This is a genomic window from Ruminococcus sp. 1001713B170207_170306_F1 (assembly GCF_015668065.1).
Classification (GTDB): domain Bacteria; phylum Bacillota; class Clostridia; order Lachnospirales; family Lachnospiraceae; genus Blautia_A; species Blautia_A faecis.
This window is the reverse complement of record NZ_JADPEX010000021.1, coordinates 40692-61712: the sequence shown is the minus strand read 5'-3', so window position 1 is coordinate 61712 and position 21021 is coordinate 40692. Positions and strand designations below refer to the sequence as shown.

Here is a 21021-nt window from a genome sequence, read left to right as displayed (position 1 = left end):
GAGCTGCAGTTTTTTTATTTCATCTTGATTTTATCACCTCGTAGTTTCTTGTGTCAACCGGTAAATACATCCTGTTTCTACATCCATCCGGCATCCATGTCACTGCAGGCCATCACCACGCAGTCGATTCCAAGAAGGATCAGATAACCGCCAATAATAAAGCCCGTTGAAAACAACGCTACCCACGGCCAGATGATCATCAGACAACCAAGGGTGATTCCAAGGATATTTACAATCAAGGTAAAGTAATAGTAAAATTTTCCTGCCAGACGGACCAGAGGGATGTGGGTCAATCTGGAAACAGAATGAGCGATGAACCAGATTGGGAGAAGCAGGGTCATGATCAGCTCTCCGGCATTTGGGTACATCAGAAGCATTAGTCCGGCAAGGAGACTTAAAATTCCAGTCACCAGAGCAATGGTAGGTCCGAAGCCGATATAGCGCTCTGTTTTTGCATAAAATACAATATCTGAAATTCCGGTGATGACAGCAAGAAAACCATACGCAAAGGTAATTCCGCGGAGCATGCCGCCCGGATTACACAACGTATAAATCCCAAGAAGGATCAGCAGGATTCCCTCAATGAGTTCCAGCCAGCCATAACGTGAACGTCTTCTCATTTTTCCTCACTCTCCTCTTTGTTATTTAAAATTTTCATAAACTCTTCGCCAGTTATCGTTTCTTTTTCATAAAGGAACATAGCCAGTTCATCCAGTTTTTTACGGTTGTCTGTCAGGATCTTTTTGGCTTTTTCATGTTCTCGCTTTACTAATTCTACGACCTTCTCATCGATTTCCTTCTGGGTATCTGCAGAGCAGGAAAGGGATGCATCGCCGCCAAGGTACTGGTTGGTAACGGTTTCCATAGCCACCATGTCGAACTCGTCGGTCATTCCGTAGCGAGTGATCATAGCTCTGGCAATCTTGGTTGCCTGCTCGATATCGTTGGAAGCGCCTGTGGTGATCTCGCCAAACACGATTTCTTCTGCAGCACGTCCGCCGGTGAAGGTTGCAATCTTATTTTCCAGTTCTTTCTTTGTCATCAGATACTTGTCACCAGTTTCTACCTGCATGGTATAGCCGAGTGCACCGGAAGTACGCGGAATAATAGTAATCTTCTGAACAGGAGCGGAATGGTTCTGAAGGGCTGCCACCAGGGCATGTCCGATTTCGTGATAGGAAACCACTTTTTTCTCCTGGTCAGAGAGAACTGCGTTTTTCTTCTGGTAACCAGCGATTACCACTTCAATGCTCTCTTCCAGGTCTGCTTCTGTAACGATTGTACGTCCGTCACGGACTGCACGAAGTGCTGCTTCGTTTACAATATTTGCCAGCTCGGCTCCGGATGCACCAGATGCCATACGTGCGATGGTGTGAAAATCCACATCATCGGATGCTTTGATTTTTCTTGCATGAACCTTCAGAATTGCTTCACGTCCTGCAAGATCGGGAAGCTCAACTGGTACGCGGCGGTCGAAACGTCCTGGACGGGTAAGTGCCGGGTCAAGGGATTCCGGGCGGTTGGTAGCTGCCAGAATGATAACCCCATTGTTGCCTTCGAAACCATCCATCTCTGTAAGCAGCTGGTTCAGTGTCTGCTCACGCTCATCGTTACCACCAACCTGGCCATCACGTTTTTTACCGATGGCATCGATCTCATCAATGAATACGATACATGGGGCTTTCTCTTTCGCCTGCTTAAAAAGATCACGAACTTTGGAAGCACCCATACCTACAAACATTTCTACGAATTCAGAGCCGGACATGGAAAAGAATGGAACATTCGCTTCTCCGGCAACGGCTTTGGCAAGCATTGTTTTACCAGTACCTGGAGGGCCTACAAGGAGAACGCCTTTCGGCATGGAGGCTCCCATGTCTGTGTATTTCTTCGGGTTGTGAAGGTAATCTACAATCTCTGCAAGGTTTTCCTTGGCTTCATCCTCTCCGGCTACATCTGAGAAACGGATTCCTTCACTGGACTGAACGTAAACCTTTGCATTGCTTTTTCCCATGCCAAATGCCATGGAGTTTTTGCCTCCAGCCTGCTCCATCAGCTTCTTCGCCATATAATTTCCAAGAACTATGAAAATGATCAACGGCAGAAGTCCGGTTACCAGGAAGCTGAGAATCGGGGAGGTCTGCTGGTCAATGTCTTTGGTAAAGGTGGCACCGCACTCATACAGACGGTCGGTGAGATCGGGGTCATTCATAAGACCGGTTTTATATATTTTTTCGTTGTTCTTGTCGGTAAAGACGATCTGGTTATCTTCTACTTCTACTTTGCCGATGTTTTTTTCATTGATCATGCTCATGAAGGTACCATAATCGGTTTCTTCTACCTGATGCTCCATCAAGATTGGGGAAACCACCAGGTTAAAGACGATCAGTACCAGAAGCACAATGCCGTAGTAATAGATCAACGGCTTTTTTGGGGTTTTTACTTCTTTCATGGTTGTAGTCCTTTCTTATGTAAACTAATAGCGTCTACTCACTCTTCTGCCTCTTTCTTCTCTTCCAGACGCTGGGCTTCAATAGCCTCCAGCGATACCAGAAGTGCCCGGTTTACTGCCTGCATTGCAAAATCAAGGGCGTATTCTGCGGTGAGGATTTTCTTCTCCGTTCCCGGGAGCACATTTCCAAATATTGGCTCCTTATTTTTCAAATTAATGTTTTCTGCCTCCAGCACTTTTCCAACTGCTGCTTCCACCTGGTCATAGACGCCTGCCAGCTTCATTACACAGTCTGTCTTGGAATGGCGAAGTCTGTTTTCCAAAGTGATACGGCTTTCCTGACATTCCTGTCGAAGGTTCTGGATCTGTTGGTGGAGTCTTTCCGTATCCATACTCTCCGCCATCTGAATCCGACTGTGGGTCTGTTCCAGTTTTTTATCCAGCTCGTACATTTTTACGGATAAAATTTCATGTGCCATATATGGTTCCCTCCTCTCCTTGCGGATTACGTTATCATTTCCATCCTTCCTCAAACAGTCTCTAGAACATGTTTGAAAAAGGCTTTCTGCAAGATGTGCGTCACAATCACGCTCCGTAATCCTGATAATTTTATTCTAGTACAAGCAAAAGAAAGTGTCGATAGTCAGAAATTTCACCGTGTATAGACAAAACGGACAAAGTGTAAAAAATACACCTCGCCCGTTTGATCTCTTATTTAGTTTCCTCCATGTATTTGCAATCGGCCTCTGGATTCTATTCCCAGTCAGTCTCCGCCATATACCGCTATATCTATATCGCTTCTTTCTGTATTGTTTCCCCTTGCACGCGATCCAAACAATATAACTTTTCTGACAGAATACCTCTTAGCAAACGTTACAATATCTTTTACAACCCTTTCTGGAAGATCATAGCCCATACTTTGCCGCCTCCATTTCCTGTAAATACAGTCAAACGATATTTTATAGTTCTTCTGGAGCATTCTTTCCCATCATAATCAAATAGACTTCGTGTACGATCATATCCAGATTCTTCGTATCCTCCGGTGTCCAGTCCTGGAAAATACCAAAGATAGCATGGCTGTGGTAACGGAGGATCAACTTCAGTTCCTGGCGGCTGTAGTTCCGGTACAGATTTTCTTCCTCCACAATGCTCTCAAACAGCTCGTAGGTTCCTTGCATAAGGGTTTGTTCCAGTTCTTTTCCATAATTACTTTCTATTCCTTTTCGCACTTCGGGTATAGCATTGATGGCAAAAACAAACAGATACTTCAGCGCTGCTTCTGCGCCACCCTGCTCTTTGCACGCCTCCAGCAGCCGCCTGGTTCCCTGCTTTATGCTCCACTGAATCATATCCGGTATTCCTTCGAAATGGTAGTAAAATGCCTGCCTGGTGATCTGGCACTCTTCCACAATATCCTTTACTGTAAGCTTCTTTACTTTTTTCTCCAGAACCAGCTTACGGGCTGCTTCTGTGATGATTTCTTTCATGTCCATATACTGTGGTTCTCTTTCCTTTATCCGGTGTTGAATCATAAACAGTCTCTATTTCTTATACCTTAATAGCTACATGCAAATCATATTATCGGCAACAACGACTAACTACAGCTCATACAATTTCACAGGTTATATATCTTTAACAATTTTCCTATGACGCTTATACCCACTGCATTTTCCAATAATGCTTATATTCATACTTTGAGTTTCTAATTTGACTCTTCTGAATCTGCAATATTTTCCTCATCTACAGTATCTTGTTTCTCTGGTACCACTGCATCTTCTCGCACCTGCATAGCGGCTCTCTCACGAATGCTCTTCTTCGGGGCAGCCGGTTGAGATTGCTGGGAGGATTTCTTCCTGGCTGGGTCTACTGCAAATTTGCGTTCCGGATCAGCCTTGGCAACTTTGCCTAAACGGGTGGCACCCCAAAGTAAAAACAGCGGAAGTACAATGGCTGTAAAAAGAAGCCCCAGATTCATCAATCCGGTAAAAAACAGAATTACCTGCATGACAATCTCAGTTATAAGAAGAGATATGGCCAGTTTTACAGAAAATCTGCTCTTATCTACTCTGTTGGAGTTCCTTACAGATAGAAATCCAACTACAGCTTCCCAGATTCCTACTGCAATAAAACAGATACCAATCCCTTTCAGAAGTCCACTTCCCACTCCGGCATTCTCAAGAAGTTCTACATACTCTGCAGTTCCTTTATCTGCTTCCAGAGCTGTCATAAAGAAATTGATTCCATACATGATCGTGGAGGTAATGGCTGAAAACATCAGGAAAATACCACCAAACATCAGACACATCCTGCCATTCATCGCCTGCCGTGTCACCTTCATCCTCTCAAATTGATCCATAATCAAACCTTCCTCTCTTTTTTGTAAACCAACAAAAACACAATTTTAATATTAGTCTAACATATCACTTTTCGTTATTCAATGTACAGATTCCTGTTCGTGTAACAAACATTATGGGTTACGATTCTCGATCTTCGCAGAAACACGCTCTAGAGCGTGTTTGAAAAAGGCTTTCTGCAAGATGTGCGTCACAGTTTGTGGGAGATTTTGTCCGGATGAGGGCGCCGTAGCGAGCTACGGCAACCGAATTCGGGCAAAATCTCCCGCAAAGTGGGGCGTGCAGATTGCGGGAATGATTTTTCAAACAGGCTCTAGCTTAATAATTACCTTTACTTTCCAGATTCAGCTTTATATAATGTATTAGAGTGTGTTTGAAGCACAAGTTACATGTGAAAGGCAGGTTTTACCAATGAACTGCAATAAAAAAGATCTTTTACTTTATGCCGTTACTGACCGCAGCTGGTTAAATGGCAGAACTTTATATGACCAGGTCGAAGAAGCCTTAAAAGGTGGGGCTACCTTCATTCAGCTACGCGAAAAAACTCTGGATACAGATAGTTTTCGCAAAGAAGCTGCGGAAATCAAAGAGTTATGTGCGCGCTATCATGTACCATTCGTGATCAATGACAATGTAGAAATTGCAAAAGAAATCAATGCCGATGGCGTTCATGTAGGGCAGGAGGATATGGCTGCTGGTAATGCCAGAGCCATCCTCGGTTCTGACAAAATCATCGGCGTTTCTGCGCATACAGTTGAAGAGGCTGTTCTTGCTGAAAAAAATGGCGCAGATTATCTGGGAGTAGGTGCCGCATTCCAAACCGGAACCAAAAAAGATGCCGGCAATATCAGCCATGAAACTATAAAACAAATATGTGAGGCTGTAAATATTCCTGTTATTGCCATTGGCGGAATTACACATGACAATGTAATGGAGCTGGCTGGAAGCGGTATCTGCGGAATTGCAGTTGTAAGTGCCATCTTTGCAGCTGAAGATATTACAAAAGCAACCAGAGAGCTTAAAGAGCTTACTCTCAAAATGAAAGATTCTACTTGTATTTCCAAAGACAATGCATCTTCCAGGAAAGGAATTTCATGTTAAGGGGTGCCATCTGGGATCTGGATGGCACGATTCTGGATTCTATGTCAGCCTGGGATCATGTAGGCGAAAATTACCTGCGAAGCCAGGGAATTGAACCTGAACCGGATCTGGATGAAGCAATCGCCACTATGAGTCTCCACCAGGCAGCTGACTATTTTATTGAGCACTATGGTGTAAAACAGACCCGAGATGAATTGATCAAGAGTGCTGTAGCAATTGTAGATGATTTCTACCGCTATGAAGCTCAGCTGAAGCCTCATCTGAAAGAATTTCTGGCTCAGCTTCATGAGACTGGAGTCAAAATGTGTATTGCCACTGCTACAGAGCGCTCCCTCGTGGAAGCTGCCCTGGCACGTTGCAGAGTGCTTGACTATTTCAGCGAAATCTTTACCTGCTCCTCTGTGGGTGCCGGAAAGGACGAACCAACCATTTATCGGGAAGCCTTGAAATTTCTTGGTACTGACCGAACCAATACCATGGTCTTTGAAGATTCTCTTCATGCCCTTACTACAGCTAAGAAAGATGGCTTCTATACCACTGCTGTGTACGACTCTCATGAAGAAAATCAAGAGGAAATACAGCGTCTGGCAAACTGTCGGATTCATGATTACGGTGAGTCGGAAGAGTTTATTAATTTTACAAAAAATCTATAGAACTTTTTATTTGTCGGGAAGCTTAATTGCTTCCCGATATTCTTTATTCAACCAAGTATCTACTACATTGACGCAGGATGATTTCTTCATATGCAAGATGGAGGAAGGAGCCGTAGCGAGCTACGGCAACTGAATTCGGGCAAAATATACCGCAAAGTGGAGCGTACAGATTGCGGGAATGATTTTTCAAACAGATTCTAGCTTATCTGCCACTTCACATGACTTCCCTTCTCGTCTTTGCTGACGATCAGCTGATCTTCAATCTCCTGCTTCAGCTCGGTCACATGAGAAATAATTCCAATCAGCTTGCTTCCTCCCGCCAGTTCCTGAAGAACCTTTACCGCCTGTTCTCTGGAATGCTCATCAAGGGAACCGAAGCCTTCATCCACAAACATTACATCAAGATGTATCGCTGCAGAGCTCTCCTGGATCTGATCTGCCATTCCAAGTGCCAATGCCAGGGCTGCCATAAAGGATTCTCCTCCGGAAAGGGTACGGACTTCACGCTCTTTGCCGGTAACATTAGAATATACCATAAGATCCAGACCACGATTCTTTCCTTTCCCCGCATTCTCCTCGTCTACCATACGAAGTTCAAACTGTCCGGCAGACATATTCGCAAAGCGGCGATTGGCCGCATAAAGAATCTTCTCCAGGTAATATCTCTGCACATAGGTTTCAAGATCCATACGGTTTCCGGACATATTTCCAGACAACAGCTTATAAAGAGTTTCCAGCTTGGTATGCTTTTCAATGATTTTACCTCGCTTCTCCATCTGAGGGCTAAGAATATCATATGCCTCTTTATCAGCTTTATACTGTTCTTTATAAAGTTCCAGTTTCGTCTGAGTCAGAAGCCGTACTTTCTCAGCTTCCTCCATCTGGGACTTGGCAGCTTCCATATCCGGCTTGCTCCTGCCATCTATGGCTTTTCCAGCTGTTTCTGCAGTGGTCTGTGCGGCTAGTTTTTTTCGCTGCCAGCTATCTGCTTCTTTTTGCAAAATCTCCGCTGTTTCACGGGTATAGTTCTCTGCTATATCCGCCCATTCTGCCTCTGTCATATTCTTCTCATTCATCAAAGTCTGATAAAAGGCCTGCCGCTCCTGGTAAAGCTTCTGGTGATCTGGAAGTTCCCCTTCAAATCGTTTAATCAAGCTGGTACAGTTAACCAGCTCTTCAGAAGACACTTTTTCTTTCTTTTCAGCTTCCTTGGAAGTAGCTTCTGCTGCTTTCCATTTTCCTTTTGCCTGATTAAACTCTGTCATAGCCGCCTCTTCTGATGGATATTCCCGGGAATCATTCAGCTGCTTCAGAAGAGCTTCTGCGCTCTTGGCTGACGCTGCTGCCGCAGTCAGCTTTTGTCCGCATTCCTCTACGGCAGTTTTTCCAGATTTCTTCTGCTCTTCTACCTGTCCCAGAGCATCCTGAAGATTACGCAATGTTTTCTGGGCTGTATTAAGTCTTGTACCCTCTTCCTGTAATAAAGTTTTCCAGGTTCCAAGAAGTGTCTGTATCTGCTTCAGCAATACACTCCAATTACACTCGTTATCCGCCATCTGATCCTGGGCTGCACCAGAGACTTCTGAATTTCTGCTCTCCTGGAAATTTTTTATATTGTCTCCTAAAGAATCAAATACTTCCAGCATTCCTGCTTCCGGAAACTGCTCATGATCATTTAAAATACGCGTGCACAGCTTCCTTCCTGTCTCTTCCAAAAGTCGTTCTTTTTCTGCAACTATATCCACGGCTGACCTTGCTTCACCGGCAGACTGTTCCTGCCTGTTTCGAAGCTCAGAAACTTCTTTTTCTGCCAATTCCAATTGCTCACGGGTAAGATCTCTATGAAGGGTAGAAGCTATGCATGGATTCGGATGTTCTATTGCACCGCATACAGGACACGGTTTCCCTGGCTGAAGCTCGCGCGCCAGAAAACCAGCCTGCTCATCCAGAAAAATTCTCCGCATAGACTCATATTCCTGACTCTTTGCGTCATATCTGGTTCTATTCTTCTGGTATGTCTCTCGTGCTTTCTTCGCCAGTTTTTTCTGTGTTTCTACACCTTTAAGAAGATCTTCCGTTTCTTGTACTTCAATGCCAAGTACTTCCAGTTCCTGATTTTTCCCTTTCCAGACAGCAATTTTCTCATTAGTGTCGGTCAGCTTCTCTGACTGAGCCCTCCAGTCTGCTTCCTGCTTCTCCATTTTCTCCAGATCTTCTCTGGCTTTGCGGTCTGCGGCCTGCGCTGCGGTCAGATTTTGCTGGCTGGTCTTTACACTTTTTTCTGCTTCCTTGATCTGCTTAAGGAGCTTCACTTCTTTATTCACGCGCTCATAAATAGTGGTGTACGCCTTAAGCTCCTTCTCTGCCGTTTCTTTCACCGCCTTCGCTGTCTGAATGACAGATTGTGACTGTTCTTTTAATAAAGGAGCTCGTTCCTGCTGCTCCTTTAAGGCACTCTCACATGTCTGCATATTACGCAAGGCATCCTGACAGCGTGCGTATTCGCCTTTTATTTCGTATGCTTTCTTAATTTTCTCTGACAGAATGGTCTTTTCCCCTATTTGTGCTTCCACTTTCCCACATTCAGAAAGCTGAACCTCAGCGTTTTCCAGCTGCGCATATAAATTCGTCAGCTGAATGGAACTGTTGTAGATATCCCTTTTTTCGTCGCGGAGTTTTGATGCGGATTGTAATTCTTTCGAGGTAAAATTCACACTTTTCTCCAGTGTTCTGCATAACTCGCCCAGATGATCCAGAAAGCAATCCATCACTACAATTTCCCCATTCAAAACCTGCTTTTTTAGCCCTTCTATTTCCTGCCACTGGTCATATTCCTGGGGAATTACCACATGGGCAGCTTCAGTCTGACATGCAGTTTTGATCTGGGCAATCTCTTTTTCCAGGGAACGCTTGCGATTCATCAGCTCGTCCACAATATTCTGGTATAATTCAGTGTTAAACAGCTTCCGGAAGATGACTTTCTTATCATCAGATTTTGCACGAAGAAGCTCCATAAATTCTCCCTGAGCGATCATGGCAACCTGCATAAACTGGCTTTTGGTAAGACCGAGGATCTCCCCCAGCTTGCTGTCAGCTTCCTTCTGTGGATATTCGGTACCATCTGGCATGATCAGGCTGACAGCCCCCGGTACTTCACGACTTCCTGTATTTTTCCCCGCCCCTCTTGTCAGAAGCTTCAGATGTCTGGGAACACGGCGGACAGTATACAGCAGGCTATTTTCTCCTGTCCCTTCGGAAAAAACAAGCTCTACAAATGGTTCAACGTTCAACTCTGCATACTGGCTTTGCAGTACAACACCATCTTTCTTGTTTGTACTGGAGCTGGCTTCACCGTAAAGAGCAAATACAAGGGCATCAAATATAGTTGTTTTTCCTGCTCCGGTGTCTCCGGTCACAAGAAACAGATTCTGATTCGGCTCCTGAAAATCGATCTGTGTCAGTTTTCCGTAGGAACCAAACGCCTGCATGGTAAGTTTCACAGGTCTCATTTCGCCACCTCCTGTACTATATTGATAACCTCCTGAAGAATTTCCTGCTCTTCCGCATCTGCATTTCCGAGGAACTGGCAGCAAAGTTCAAATGGATTCAATTCACGCTCACTGTCTGCATGTCTGGTATAATCAGCCTGCCGCACAGTCTCACGGCGTATCTCTAAAAGCCCTGGAAAAGCCAGGCGCAGACGATCCTGCATATCAATTACGTCCAGATCCACCTTATCCGTAAGAATTACTGTCACATAATCTTTACAGCGCTGTGCCAGAACACTCTCTAAATCTCCCTTAATCACCTTTATCTGGCGCAGCGGTTCCAGTGGAATTACTTCTGTAGTGATTTCGCCCTTTTGTTTTATGTCAACCATTATAATTCCTTTATTCTGACCTGCTTCACTTACAGAGCATGCCAGCGGCGTTCCACAATAGCGATAAAACTCGCCGCCTGCTTTCATTGGCTTATGAATATGTCCCAGTGCCGCATAGTCAAATTTCTGCAGAATATCGGCTGACACCTGGTCAATATTTCCTACTGTCCGGATCTCAGAGTCCATTCGTTCAATTTCTTCTGCATTCTCCCCCATGGGCAGATAGAATTGATGGCTGACCAGAACGTTTCTCTGGTCTATGTTGACCTGTTCACGTTCTATCAGTCTGTGAATCGTATCATTGTAAGAAAGATTATTTCCATTCTCGTCTGTGCCAGTGATCAGCTTCACCATGGAAGGCTTCACAAAGGGAAGCAAATAAAAATTCACCGGACCATATTCATCCTGGAGTACCACTTTCTCAATATGATCTTCTTCTGTCTGAGGCGGTATTCCGATCATATAAATTTTCTGACGGTCAAGCACACTCCGAAAACAGTTCACACGAGGTGCACTGTCGTGATTTCCACTGATCATCATAATTACAGAATCCGGAACTGCATTTCGCAGCTTTCCGATAAAATGATCAAACACCTCCACTGCTTCTGCAGACGGAACTGCTTTGTCATAGATGTCCCCTGCGATCACGATCGCATCAGGCACTTTCTCTGCGGCCTTCTGAATTATTTGATCCAGTATATATTCCTGATCTTCTCTGAGATCACGATTGATTAATTTCAAGCCAATGTGTAAATCTGATAAGTGAAATATTCTCATAAACCGTTCCCCATTCTTATCTTCTCAAAATTCCAGTTAAACTATATATTTCATATACCTTACTATTACCGATTGTATATATAAAACCAACTTCATAGCCCTATGCATTTCTGTTATATTCTCTCTCAATCCATGCCATCAACACATCTACTATGTATTCCTGCTGCTCTTCTGTGAGCCGCACTCCTGCTGGAATTCTATGCCACTTATACAAGCATCCCCGACAGCAGCAGCCAGTAGCATGCTGAGCCAGGAATACAGGGTGCCCGCGCATTGGAGTCTGTTTGCCATCATTGGGAATCTGAGCCGGAGCCAGACGTGTTCGCACAAAATCTGAGGCATGACTGCGGATGGTATCCATTCCTTTCTCCCGGATATACTGTATATCCTTATCCTTCAGATGAAAACGACTGCGAAAATTCGAGCGGGACAGGCGGGCAAACAGATCACAAAACTGGTCCTGTTCCGGATCATATTTTCGCAAATACTTCTCATATCCATTCAATATTTCTGCAATTTTCAAATTAAGCTCTGAACTATTATACGTATAGTTCTCATCCTCTAAACGAAAATAGAAATCTATATTAACTTTCAGCTTATTGTTTCCACGCTTTATTCCTCTGCCGCTATTTCTGAAGTTACTACTATTCGTCGTATTATTAATTCCTTCATTTTTTTCATTTGTTCCACCGCCTTCTTCCTGCACCAGAAATTTCACCTGCGCTGCATGCCTCTTCAGAAGAGGAATAATGCAAAAATACAGCCGGTCCTCTTCCATATGAAGATACCCCAATACCTGTTTGTCTTTATTCATAAGCTGAATCTGATTCCCATGGAAAGCTTTTGGAAACAGATATTCGCCAGACTGCAAACTTGCTATAAGCCTGCCTTCCGGGGATGCGGCTTCTGCCGCCAGAAATGCTTTAACCCGATAAATTCTCTGACCTTTTCTATCTGTGCTCTCTGGTTTCATCAGGGAATCCAGAACCAGCAATGGGTTCACATATTGCATAGAAAGATATTCAAACAGCTTCGCCTGGATGCGGAAACGGTATTCTTTCAAATCTGGTACAGAAGATAAGTCTTCTGCGTTTACGGCATTCTCCGTTCTCTCAAGGAGGGCTGCGGCTGCATGACGAATACTGGTAAGAAAAAGCGCGAAATCCTCTTCCTCCGGATCCCACATATATTTTCCACAGGCAGCCTGATAATACAGTTTCCCCTGGGCTTCCTTTCGTTCTTCTTCAGAAAGATTCATACTATAGTGCAGATAAATATTCCTTGGTATAAAAGCAGCCTCGTTCCATTCACCAGACCATTCCTGATGCTGTTCCCTCTTCCCAGATTTATGATTGTCTGCGCCATGAGCCTCTGTTCCATAAACTTCCGTTCCATATACGTTCTGCATTTCCCGGCTATCGCTCTGGCTCAGTATCCGATACGCTTCATTTATCTCCTGTGCGCGCTGAATATGGGCTTCCCCTACTTCATTCAATGAGTCCGGATGAAAACGGCTGATCATTTTATGATATTTTCGCTTAATTTCCCTTTCATCATCTTCTGGGGCAATCCCCAGAAGTTCTATTGCATCTTGTGTATTCATTATATATTCCCGATATTTTTATTTCGTTTTTGTCTTCATATTCTTTCAGTATACATTATTTCAAGTAAAAGGGCTATAAGTTTCCAATTTAACTTACTCTGAGTAGATGTCATTATAAATGGGAATCGGTTAGATATTGTTATGATTTATGGCTGGGAAACTAGTTCCCAGCCATTTTTTCTGATGTGTCTTGTTATAATTTTATCGGATGTGTTTCGAAAATCTTTCGTTTTCTTATTGATCTTAGGTATTTTGGTTGATCTTTAGCGGCTTATGAATCTTTAGTAATTTACAAATCTTTGGTGAAGCACAGAACTTTCGTACTTCTAAGTTCTTTTGTATTTTCAGATTCTTTTGTGCTTTATTGCTTTCTTTCGTATTTCAGATTTCTTAAGTGTTTTTCGTATTTCTCTTTCGTTGATGTATCTATACTACCATATCTGTCGCTTTTTGTCATCTGGCAAAGTGAACATATTTTCGATTGTATTTTCATCTATTTTTTATTCTATCAATATATTACATCAATACCAGCATGATAATCCCAACTATCACAAGAAGGGGAAGTGCTATGTAGATCAGACCTCCCAGAACTAATCCGATCAGGACAAGGGGAAGGAATATCAGACGAAAAAAGATTTTCGTAATTCCCCAGGTTGCGCGGAAGGCAAGTCCGATCATTTTGCCAAATATACCAAACATTAAAATGATAAATAACAGCGTCAGCATAAATTGTCACCTCGTTTTCTTTTCAAGCATTATACAATATGGTCTGCCCTTTACTGTAATCAACGACTTAATGGGGATTTTCACTTCAAATAAAGAAAAAATTTACAAACAGCGCAAAAAGCCCCCTGCAGAATCATTCCGCAAGGGGCGATTATTCACTATACGATTATATACTTCGCTTAAGCCTTAAGCCATCATCGGCTCCAATGCCTTAGCCAGCTTCTCTTTCTCAGCTTCTGCCTCTGCAAGATCTTTACCCAGTGTAGTGTAATAAATCTTAATCTTCGGCTCTGTTCCGGATGGACGAACAACTACTGTCTCGTTATTCTCCAGTTTGTAAATGAGAACATTTGCTGCTGGAAGACCGGTCTCCTCAGGCTTCTTATAATCGGTAACCTTCACTACCTTGTAGCCTGCAATGTCTGCCGGCGGGTTGTCACGGAATTTCTGCATGATTCCTGCCATAGTGTCCATTCCGCTGAGTCCCGGGAATTCAAAGCTGTCAACCTTGTTCAGGTAGCGGCCATACTGTGCGTAAATCTCCTCAAGTCTCTGCTTCAAGGAGCTTCCAATGCTTCTGTAGTATGCAGCCATCTCGCAGATCAGCATGGATCCGATAATGGCATCCTTATCACGTACATACGGTCCTGCAAGGTATCCGTAGCTCTCTTCAAATCCGAAAATGAAACGGTCCACTTCACCAGCAGCCTCAAGCTGTGCGATCTGGTCACCGATCCACTTAAATCCGGTAAGTACGCTTCTAAGCTCTACACCGTAGTGCTCTGCAACTGCGTCTGCAAGAGGTGTGGAAACGATAGATTTCACTGCAACCGGGTTCTTCGGCATTGTGCCTTTCTCGATACGGCCAGCTGCAATATAGTCAAGAAGAAGAACTCCCACTTCATTACCACTTACCAGCTCATAGGAACCGTCCGGGCATTTCATGGCAATACCAACACGGTCTGCATCCGGGTCAGTAGCAAGCATAAGATCTGCTCCTGTCTCCTTGGCAAGCTTCAGTCCTTGCTCCAGAGCTGCGAAAATCTCCGGATTCGGGTAGCTGCATGTGGTAAAATAGCCGTTCGGGTATTCCTGTTCCGGAACAATTGTTACATCTGTGATTCCGATATCTTTCAGGATCTGGGTTACCGGCACAAGTCCGGAACCATTCAGCGGGCTGTAAACCAGCTTCAGTCCTGCTGTCTTGCAAAGACCCGGACGAACCTGGCGTGACTCGATTGCATCGTAAAGAGCACGTTTGCAGTCGTCACCAACAAAGCGGATCAGACCTTCCTCAACGCCCTCTGCAAAGGACATATATTTCGCACCAGTCAGAACGTCTGTCTTCTGGATCTCATCATAAACGATAGCCGCAGCATCATCTGTCATCTGGCAGCCATCCGGGCCGTAAGCCTTGTATCCATTATATTTAGCAGGGTTATGAGATGCGGTAACCATAATACCCGCGTTGCACTCATAGTAGCGTGTCGCAAAGGAAAGGGCCGGTACAGGCATTAATGCATCATAAATTCTGACCTTAATGTCATTGGCAGCCAGAACTCCTGCTGCTGTTTTCGCAAATATATCACTCTTCAGACGGCTGTCGTAGCTGATTGCAACGGTCTGAGTGCCGCCCTGAGTCTTCACCCAGTTAGCAAGACCCTGTGTAGCCTGACGCACTACATAGATATTCATACGGTTGGTACCTGCTCCAAGAACTCCACGAAGTCCTGCTGTACCAAATTTCAGAGCTACTGCAAAACGATCTTTAATTTCTTCGTCGTTTCCTTCAATCTTAGATAATTCTGGTTTCAGATCTGCATCCTCGAGATCCGCTGCCATCCAGCGCTTGTACTCTTCGTTATACATTTTAACCACTCCTGCCATTATTATTCTGTTTATTTTGTCTAATATTACTACAGATATTAATAATATACCACATTTTTCACGGAACGGCAATATAAGCGACAAATTTCTACCAGACATTTTTTCTCTGTTTTCCACTAATTTCCGACAATTATACATTTCAGCCGCAGTTCACAGGGAGTTACTGTTCACTGGTAACATTCCGCGAGGTGTTTTTTGTGAACAAAGTTCACAGAAAACCCGAGAATTAAGTTTGCGCAGCAAACGCTACTTCTTGTGCTTGTCACAAGAAGGTTCGTTTTTCTGTGCATCGCGAAGCGAGTTACTGGTCACGGAGTGAACAGTAACTACAGGGAACATTCCATTCTCACATTATCAATTTAGGTATAGCGTTCCCGGCTTTTTTACGCTATAATAAGATAATGTGTGAAAGCAACCATCCTAACCGCTTTCCCTTTATCTGACATTGAGATTTGAAAAACACTATAAAATTCAATTGCAGCAATCTTTACAGCTGCAGAACGGAGGAGATTATGGAAATTGTCTGCCTAGACTTAGAAGGTGTGCTTGTCCCGGAGATCTGGATCGCATTTGCCGAAGAGACCGGCATTCCGGAGCTGAAACGAACCACAAGAGACGAGCCTGATTACGATAAATTAATGAAATACCGCCTGAACATTCTGAAAGAGCATGGTCTTGGCCTGAAAGAAATCCAGGAGACTATCGCCAAGATCGACCCGCTTCCAGGCGCCAGGGAATTTCTGGACAAATTAAGAGCACAGACCCAGGTTATCATCCTCAGTGACACTTTTTCCCAGTTCGCAGGTCCTCTTATGAAAAAGCTGGGCTATCCTACCATCTTCTGCAACACACTGGTAGTGGGCGAAAATGGCGAAATTACTGATTTCAAAATGCGCTGCGAAAAGTCCAAATACACCACTGTGAAAGCCCTGCAGTCCATTGGCTACGACACCATTGCCAGCGGTGACAGCCACAACGACCTTGGCATGATCCAGGCAAGTAAAGCAGGATTCCTGTTCAAGAGCACGGATGCGATCAAGGCTGAATATCCGGAGATTCCGGCTTATGAAACATATGACGAGCTGTATGACGCAATTATGAAGGCAATTAAAAATTAATGTAAAGTAAAACTTGGATTCCATCCAGTTTCCGCCAATACACAGCAGTTGGGCAACTGCTATTCCTAAGCATGTCATTTTAGGTGCGCTCTTAGCGTAGGTAAAATCCACAACCTGCATAGACTTAGGCGTGAGGGCTTTCCCGAACGTCTTAGCCAGAGTTGACCGTTAGTTCACCGGAGCGTTGCACCGACCTGCGTGGAATATCAGTTGCCCAACTGTGTACCTCTTATATCTTCTTCACGCTTTCCCTCTCAATAAACTGCGTACACATCTGCATCTTGATCTTAATCCCGTCATTATCTTTCAGAATATTCCGCAACCGCCTTACAACGGCTCTTCCCATCTCCTGCTTCGGCACCCGGAGTGTGGTCAGAGGCGGATAAGAAATTGAGGAAAAAGTAAGGTCGTCAAATCCCACAATAGATATGTCCTCCGGAATCCGGATTCCAAACTCTGCCATAGCCTTCATAGCCCCCAGCGCGATCATATCGTTGTCTGCGAAGAAAGCTGTAGGCAGCTTCACCTTCTCAGACAAAAACCGTTTCATATTCTCGTAAGCACCGTCGATGGTAGTTGCCATTGTAAAAATATAGTCCTTACTCAGGGGAAGTCCCGCCTTTTGCAGTGCTGTCTGATATCCTGCAAAACGAGACCGGAAAGGTTTGATTCTGAAATCTCCCCGCAGATAACCAATCTCTTTATGCCCATTGGCAATGAGATACTCTGTAGCCATACGCGCAGAATCTGCATTATTGATCAGCATGGCATCAAAGCTCATATCCTCTTTCCAGTAATCAATCACAATAAACGGACAGGTCATTCCGCGGATCAGGTCAATGTCCGCATCTACCATCTCTGTTCCCAGAAGGATCACGGCCGACGCCTTGTCATTCATGATCCACTTCGCCTGTTCCTGATATCCAGGATCTCTTTTGTCCAGATTGCACATCTGCATTTCCATTCCACAGGCGCGGCATTCCTGTTCCACCCCGGAAATCAGCTGGATAAAAAAGGGAGAATCCTCAACCACAGCACCATCCCGCTTAAACATGACAAATTTTATTTTACGGATATGATTTTCCTCAAAATACCCAAGATCCTGCGCCACTTTAAAAATCTTCGCAGATGTCTCAGCATTCACGCCTTTTTTGTAGTTTAGTGCATTTGAAACAGTTGCCGGAGAAAATCCTGTGATCTCACTGATTTTTCTCACACTCACTTTCATTTTAGTTCCTCCTCTGTCGGTAAAATAATGCCATACATCTGTGAAAAAAGACGCTGCAAAAACAAGCTATCACCTGTTATTCGCAGCGTCTTCTCTGATCATTTTATGCCGGGAACGCAACTCCCGCTCTTAAAATTATGTTCGGATAAGGTGTAAACTCACCTGTACGGATTGCAAATTTGCACTGTGCAGACATCTTTTTCAGATCTACGTGGTCAATTCTGCTCTCCTCTGCCTCAGGAAGGCTCTGCTGAATATATGCAAGAAGCTCCGGATTTTTTTCCTCAATCTCATTTGCAATGGTGTAGGCTTCCACTTCTGTCTCCGCCAGCACTGCATCCATCACCTGTTTAAAGGTGGGAACCCCTCCGCATACAACCAGGTCTACAATCTCCACGCCCTTTGGAATGGGCATTCCTGCATCACCGATCATAAACAGATCTTTATGTCCCAGCTCTGCGATACAACGGATCAGCTGGGCATTTAAAATCCCTGATTTTTTCATGCTATTCCTCCTGCATCTCTGATTATTACTATAAATCTTTTTCGGATTTTTTTCAACTTTTCAAATTATTTTAACATTAAGAAAGGTTTTGGTTACTGTTCACTCCGTGACCAGTAACACGCTTCGATTATTTATTCTCGTTTCTTGCCTGAAGTGCCATCTTCGCCTGAAGATTTCTCTGTGTCTGGTCAATTACAACTGCAAGGATGATAACCAGACCACGGATAACCTTCTGCCAGAACTCGGATACACCACACATTGTCATACCATCATTGATAACACCGATAACAAATGCACCGACTACAGTTCCGATAATGGTTCCGGAACCACCGCTCATGGAAGTACCGCCAAGTACGGTAGCTGCGATGGCGTTCATTTCCCAGCCATCGCCAGATGCAGGATGTGCTGCGGAAAGCTGTGCGGTATTGATCATACCAACCCATGCTGCACAGAAGCCGGAGATCATGTAAACGATAATTTTGATCTTGTCTGCTTTGATACCGGAAAGACGGGCAGATTTCTCGTTGCCGCCGACTGCAAGTACATACCATCCAAATGGAAGCTTCTTCAGGATGATAACGGAAATAATTGCAAGCACTGCGAAAATATAAACACCGGTAGGAATGCCGGCAATATTGCTTCCAAGGATCTTGAAGCCTGTGTTGCCAAGTCCGTCATAGCCCTTGATATCAGAGAATGTTGCACCGTTGGAACGAAGGTTTGCAAAACCACGGCAGATATACATGGTACCAAGGGTAGCGATAAATGGTGCTACACCTAATTTTGTTACAATAAGACCGTTAACTGCACCGATGATGCATCCAACAACCAGCATGGTAATAATGATTACCGGAACGCTGAAGTAAAGGGTTACACCTGCAAATTTCAGTGTAATACCTTCCTGGATCATACCACCGGCAAGCATACCAACAAGTCCGACTACAGAACCAACGGAAAGGTCAATACCGCCGGTAATGATTACGAAGGTCATACCAAGTGCAAGGATTCCATACAGGGCTACGTGCTTGGCAACCATGGTCAGTGTAGATGCTGACAGGAATGTGGTTCCTTTTACAATGGTAAAAAAGATGACCAGGAGTACCAGTACAATAAAGGTACGTCCTTTTAACAGTGTCATTAACAACTGATTATTATTTGATTTTTTGTTATTCATTGTTCTGCTCCTCCCCGGCTTACGCATTTCTTCCGGTTCCAAGTCCGGCATAAGATGTACGTACAAGTGTGTCTTCTGTGATCTCATCTCCGGTCAGCTCGCCGGTCTTTTTGCCATTTGACAATACAACGATCCTGTCTGCGATTGCCATGATCTCTTTCAGCTCAGATGAGATAACGATAATGGAAAGTCCTTTTTCCGCAAGGTCGTGAATGATCTCAAAGACCTCAGTCTTCGCACCGATATCAATACCACGGGAAGGCTCATCCAGAAGTAAGATCTTCGGCTTGGTCAAAAGTCCTTTGCCGATTACAACCTTCTGCTGGTTTCCACCGGACAGTGACAGGATTGGAAGTCTCTTGTCCGCCACTTTAATATGGATATCCTTGATCTGCTCGTCAACTGCCGCATTCTCTGCTTTCTCGTCAAGGAACAGACCTTTTACATAATCTTTCATAGAAGAAATAGCGGTATTCTTGCCAATATCAAGAGTCTGGATCAGACCCTGGCTCTGACGATCCTCAGGTACAAGAGCAAAACCGTTTTTGATCTGGGCGGCAACATCTTTGATATTTAGCTTTTTGCCCTCATAGAGTACATCACCGGTGTGCTCCGGATGAAGTCCCATCAGACACTCAAACAGCTCGCTTCGTCCAGCTCCCAGAAGTCCGTAAACACCAAGGACCTCGCCCTTTTTCAGATCCAGGCTTACGTGGTCAAGAGTCCAGCCGCCGCCTTTTTTCGGAAGGCACATATCCTTAATTTCCAGCACCTTCGGCTGTTTGGAAAGGTCAATGCTTCTCTCAAAACGGTGATACTGGGTGTTCTTTCCAACCATATTCTCTACGATCCAGCTGAGCTCAATGTCCTTTACATCAGCATCTGCAACGTATTTTCCATCACGAAGAATGGTAACGTGATCGCCAATCTCCATGATTTCTTCCAGACGATGGGAAATATATACGATGGAAATTCCGGCTTCCAGAAGCTCTCTCATAATCTTAAAAAGTACCTTAACCTCTGCTGCAGAAAGAGAGGACGTAGGCTCATCCATGATCAGAACACGTAAGTCATCCTGGTTCAGGTTTCGTGCAATTTCCACCATCTGCTGCTGTCCTACACGAAGGTCTCCGACCATGGTTTCCGGTGGAATTTCATGTTCCAGACGCTGCAGGATTTTTTTCGCACCCTCTGAATGGGCCTTGTCATCCAGGAAAAAGCCTTTCTTTTTCTCATGTCCCATAAAAATATTCTGGTAAACTGTCATATTCGGGAAAAGAGAAAGCTCCTGGTGGATGATTCCGATACCTTTTGCACGGGCTGCATTGGTATCCTTGAAGTAAACCTCCTGGCCGTCCATGTACATCTTACCTGCTGAAGGCTGCTCGATTCCGGCGATCATCTTCATCAGGGTGGATTTTCCGGCACCGTTCTCACCGATCAGAACGTTTACCTTTCCTTTCAGAAGATCGAAGGAAACCTGATCCAGAGCTTTGGTTCCGGGATAAATTTTATCAATTTTTTCACAATGGAGAACAACATTCGGATCATCAAACATAATGCTTC

General features: G+C 44.3%; 19 protein-coding genes and 1 pseudogene. 4 read left to right on the top strand and 16 right to left on the bottom strand.

The genetic code is table 11. The features are described from left to right. Positions 1-77 precede the first annotated feature (77 nt). From I4V84_RS13180 to I4V84_RS20695, 7 genes are all read right to left on the bottom strand, one after another. Positions 78-620 (bottom strand): DUF308 domain-containing protein, encoded by a 543-nt coding sequence (locus tag I4V84_RS13180; RefSeq protein WP_187565804.1) that lies wholly within the window; start codon positions 618-620, stop codon positions 78-80. After that, on the bottom strand, positions 617-2449 hold the full coding sequence (gene ftsH / locus I4V84_RS13175) for an ATP-dependent zinc metalloprotease FtsH (RefSeq protein WP_195992457.1): 1833 nt from the start codon (positions 2447-2449) through the stop codon (positions 617-619). The genes I4V84_RS13180 and ftsH overlap by 4 nt, the downstream gene beginning before the upstream one ends. Before the next feature lie 38 nt (positions 2450-2487). Further along, the gene (locus I4V84_RS13170; protein WP_195478087.1) at positions 2488-2928 is read right to left on the bottom strand and encodes a hypothetical protein; all 441 of its coding nucleotides are present in this window, start codon (positions 2926-2928) and stop codon (positions 2488-2490) included. A gap of 284 nt (positions 2929-3212) precedes the next feature. After that, positions 3213-3365 (bottom strand): nucleotidyltransferase domain-containing protein, encoded by a 153-nt coding sequence (locus tag I4V84_RS13165; RefSeq protein WP_195478088.1) that lies wholly within the window; start codon positions 3363-3365, stop codon positions 3213-3215. Between the two features lie 43 nt (positions 3366-3408). Beyond that, positions 3409-3942, bottom strand: a complete 534-nt coding sequence (locus tag I4V84_RS13160; RefSeq protein ID WP_173716084.1) for a TetR family transcriptional regulator — start codon at positions 3940-3942, stop codon at positions 3409-3411. Positions 3943-4151: 209 nt separating this feature from the next. Beyond that, positions 4152-4805, bottom strand: coding sequence for a hypothetical protein (locus I4V84_RS13155; protein ID WP_195478090.1), 654 nt, complete (start codon positions 4803-4805; stop codon positions 4152-4154). A gap of 118 nt (positions 4806-4923) precedes the next feature. Beyond that, complete coding sequence (locus I4V84_RS20695; protein ID WP_319017146.1) at positions 4924-5088, bottom strand: DUF6783 domain-containing protein; 165 nt, start codon at positions 5086-5088, stop codon at positions 4924-4926. Between I4V84_RS20695 and I4V84_RS20690 the strand changes: the two are divergent. The 3 genes and pseudogenes from I4V84_RS20690 to I4V84_RS13145 all read left to right on the top strand — a co-directional run. Beyond that, positions 5026-5169, top strand: a pseudogene (locus tag I4V84_RS20690) (DUF6783 domain-containing protein); the annotation flags it as partial. The gene I4V84_RS20695 and the pseudogene I4V84_RS20690 sit on opposite strands and share 63 nt — an antisense overlap. Positions 5170-5214: 45 nt before the next feature. Beyond that, a complete protein-coding gene (thiE, locus tag I4V84_RS13150; RefSeq protein WP_173718366.1) occupies positions 5215-5904 on the top strand; it encodes a thiamine phosphate synthase in 690 nt (229 codons plus the stop codon). Next, positions 5898-6557, top strand: coding sequence for an HAD family phosphatase (locus I4V84_RS13145; protein WP_195992455.1), 660 nt, complete (start codon positions 5898-5900; stop codon positions 6555-6557). The genes thiE and I4V84_RS13145 overlap by 7 nt, the downstream gene beginning before the upstream one ends. 197 nt (positions 6558-6754) lie before the next feature. Here I4V84_RS13145 and I4V84_RS13140 read toward each other — a convergent pair whose 3' ends face one another. The 5 genes from I4V84_RS13140 to I4V84_RS13120 form a co-directional block, all read right to left on the bottom strand. Then, a complete protein-coding gene (locus I4V84_RS13140) occupies positions 6755-10066 on the bottom strand; it encodes an AAA family ATPase (RefSeq protein ID WP_195992453.1) in 3312 nt (1103 codons plus the stop codon). Next, complete coding sequence (locus I4V84_RS13135) at positions 10063-11214, bottom strand: exonuclease SbcCD subunit D (protein ID WP_195983224.1); 1152 nt, start codon at positions 11212-11214, stop codon at positions 10063-10065. The genes I4V84_RS13140 and I4V84_RS13135 overlap by 4 nt, the downstream gene beginning before the upstream one ends. Before the next feature lie 100 nt (positions 11215-11314). Continuing rightward, positions 11315-12817: a DUF4186 family protein gene (locus tag I4V84_RS20685; RefSeq protein WP_195992451.1), complete on the bottom strand. Its 1503-nt coding sequence runs from the start codon at positions 12815-12817 to the stop codon at positions 11315-11317. Between the two features lie 516 nt (positions 12818-13333). Then, positions 13334-13543 (bottom strand): hypothetical protein, encoded by a 210-nt coding sequence (locus I4V84_RS13125; protein WP_118581997.1) that lies wholly within the window; start codon positions 13541-13543, stop codon positions 13334-13336. 186 nt (positions 13544-13729) lie between these two features. Further along, positions 13730-15412, bottom strand: a complete 1683-nt coding sequence (locus tag I4V84_RS13120; RefSeq protein ID WP_195982948.1) for a phospho-sugar mutase — start codon at positions 15410-15412, stop codon at positions 13730-13732. A gap of 530 nt (positions 15413-15942) precedes the next feature. Here I4V84_RS13120 and thrH point away from each other — a divergent pair. Then, entirely contained in the window at positions 15943-16548 is a 606-nt protein-coding gene (gene thrH / locus I4V84_RS13115; protein ID WP_173769776.1) for a bifunctional phosphoserine phosphatase/homoserine phosphotransferase ThrH, read from the top strand. A gap of 229 nt (positions 16549-16777) precedes the next feature. On the opposite strand, the gene I4V84_RS13110 is transcribed toward thrH, so the two are convergent. The 4 genes from I4V84_RS13110 to I4V84_RS13095 form a co-directional block, all read right to left on the bottom strand. Further along, positions 16778-17776 (bottom strand): LacI family DNA-binding transcriptional regulator, encoded by a 999-nt coding sequence (locus I4V84_RS13110; protein WP_195992449.1) that lies wholly within the window; start codon positions 17774-17776, stop codon positions 16778-16780. A gap of 103 nt (positions 17777-17879) precedes the next feature. Next, complete coding sequence (gene rbsD / locus I4V84_RS13105) at positions 17880-18281, bottom strand: D-ribose pyranase (RefSeq protein WP_173716076.1); 402 nt, start codon at positions 18279-18281, stop codon at positions 17880-17882. A 127-nt stretch (positions 18282-18408) separates the two neighbouring features. Continuing rightward, a complete protein-coding gene (locus tag I4V84_RS13100; protein ID WP_118582012.1) occupies positions 18409-19455 on the bottom strand; it encodes an ABC transporter permease in 1047 nt (348 codons plus the stop codon). A 19-nt stretch (positions 19456-19474) separates the two neighbouring features. Next, on the bottom strand, positions 19475-21013 hold the full coding sequence (locus tag I4V84_RS13095; protein ID WP_148463203.1) for a sugar ABC transporter ATP-binding protein: 1539 nt from the start codon (positions 21011-21013) through the stop codon (positions 19475-19477). Positions 21014-21021 lie beyond the last annotated feature (8 nt).

Excerpts from the sequence above, each read along its gene's own strand:
- I4V84_RS13165 (WP_195478088.1), bottom strand. The coding sequence starts at position 3,365 with ATGGGCTATGATCTTCCAGAAAGGGTTGTAAAAGATATTGTAACGTTT.
- I4V84_RS13110 (WP_195992449.1), bottom strand. The coding sequence starts at position 17,776 with ATGAAAGTGAGTGTGAGAAAAATCAGTGAGATCACAGGATTTTCTCCG.
- thrH (WP_173769776.1), top strand. The coding sequence starts at position 15,943 with ATGGAAATTGTCTGCCTAGACTTAGAAGGTGTGCTTGTCCCGGAGATC.
- I4V84_RS13125 (WP_118581997.1), bottom strand. The coding sequence starts at position 13,543 with ATGCTGACGCTGTTATTTATCATTTTAATGTTTGGTATATTTGGCAAA.
- thiE (WP_173718366.1), top strand. The coding sequence starts at position 5,215 with ATGAACTGCAATAAAAAAGATCTTTTACTTTATGCCGTTACTGACCGC.
- I4V84_RS13145 (WP_195992455.1), top strand. The coding sequence starts at position 5,898 with ATGTTAAGGGGTGCCATCTGGGATCTGGATGGCACGATTCTGGATTCT.
- I4V84_RS13180 (WP_187565804.1), bottom strand. The coding sequence starts at position 620 with ATGAGAAGACGTTCACGTTATGGCTGGCTGGAACTCATTGAGGGAATC.
- I4V84_RS13140 (WP_195992453.1), bottom strand. The coding sequence starts at position 10,066 with ATGAGACCTGTGAAACTTACCATGCAGGCGTTTGGTTCCTACGGAAAA.
- I4V84_RS13170 (WP_195478087.1), bottom strand. The coding sequence starts at position 2,928 with ATGGCACATGAAATTTTATCCGTAAAAATGTACGAGCTGGATAAAAAA.
- I4V84_RS13135 (WP_195983224.1), bottom strand. The coding sequence starts at position 11,214 with ATGAGAATATTTCACTTATCAGATTTACACATTGGCTTGAAATTAATC.
- I4V84_RS13160 (WP_173716084.1), bottom strand. The coding sequence starts at position 3,942 with ATGGACATGAAAGAAATCATCACAGAAGCAGCCCGTAAGCTGGTTCTG.
- I4V84_RS13155 (WP_195478090.1), bottom strand. The coding sequence starts at position 4,805 with ATGGATCAATTTGAGAGGATGAAGGTGACACGGCAGGCGATGAATGGC.
- I4V84_RS13095 (WP_148463203.1), bottom strand. The coding sequence starts at position 21,013 with ATGTTTGATGATCCGAATGTTGTTCTCCATTGTGAAAAAATTGATAAA.
- I4V84_RS13120 (WP_195982948.1), bottom strand. The coding sequence starts at position 15,412 with ATGTATAACGAAGAGTACAAGCGCTGGATGGCAGCGGATCTCGAGGAT.
- I4V84_RS13100 (WP_118582012.1), bottom strand. The coding sequence starts at position 19,455 with ATGAATAACAAAAAATCAAATAATAATCAGTTGTTAATGACACTGTTA.
- rbsD (WP_173716076.1), bottom strand. The coding sequence starts at position 18,281 with ATGAAAAAATCAGGGATTTTAAATGCCCAGCTGATCCGTTGTATCGCA.
- I4V84_RS20685 (WP_195992451.1), bottom strand. The coding sequence starts at position 12,817 with ATGAATACACAAGATGCAATAGAACTTCTGGGGATTGCCCCAGAAGAT.
- ftsH (WP_195992457.1), bottom strand. The coding sequence starts at position 2,449 with ATGAAAGAAGTAAAAACCCCAAAAAAGCCGTTGATCTATTACTACGGC.